Genomic DNA, 864 nt, shown 5'->3' on the forward strand with positions numbered 1-864 from the left:
TTCGATCCGCGCTGGCTCGGCACGCCGCTCGCCGGCGTCATCGCGCTCGACGAAGCGGGCCGCGTGCGCGCGGTGAGCCGCCTGGCCCGCCAGATGCTCGACCTCGCGCCCGCCGGGCCGGTGGCGTCGGTCGATCTCCGGCAACTGTTTCCGGGCGCGACGCCCGCGCAGCAGCGCCGGTTGCTGACACCGGCACGCACGCCGCAGCGGATCGCGCGCGACGATGGTAGCCACGTATGGGTGCGCACCGTGCGTGCGCCGCTCGACCGGGCGACGAGGGCGCGTCACGCCGATGTGCTCGAAGACGCTGCCGACGTGTGCAACGTCACGTCGGCCGCCGGCCCGCAGGCGAGCCTGCACGAACAGTCGCTCGATGCGATCCGGCGCGCGCTCGACGAGCACGACGGCAACGTGTCGGCGGCCGCGCGACAGCTCGGCATTTCGCGCACGACGCTGTACGCGAAACTTCGGCAGCTCGATGCGGCTGGGATCAGGCACGACGGGCCGCATTGACGATGCGGAGTGAAGCAGGTCGCGTGGCAATTGGCGCTTGGGGCCTGTTCATGCTGGCACCGGGCTGGCGTTGCCCCCGAAGGCCAATACATGTTTGGCCCACCTCATAGTCTCGTGTAATCGCAGCCCGTCATTCGCGTGTCGATACGCGTCGTTGTCGATAACGGAACGTCCGCGGTCGGACCATACGCCGCCTAAGCTCGACGGCGATCGTCACGTCACGCTCGGGCGCGGATTGAAACACGCATGTGCCATGTCCACGTCAATGCGGCTCAGAAGCGGCCTCCAACCGAAAGGATGCCGCGAATTCCCCGCGCCCGTTCCGAGCGTGACCTCATAACGATTCCACGA

Annotated in this window: 1 protein-coding gene; it reads left to right on the plus strand. The window is 68.4% G+C overall.

Translation table 11 applies throughout. From position 1 onward, the window contains the following. Window positions 1–513 (plus strand): helix-turn-helix domain-containing protein (locus JMF90_RS38800; RefSeq protein WP_201326518.1); only part of this gene is annotated, 513 nt, incomplete at its 5' end. Between the last annotated feature and the right edge of the window lie 351 nt (window positions 514–864).

Origin of the sequence: Burkholderia sp. E168m23 (assembly GCF_016586125.1) — a bacterium.
Lineage (GTDB): Bacteria > Pseudomonadota > Gammaproteobacteria > Burkholderiales > Burkholderiaceae > Burkholderia > Burkholderia orbicola.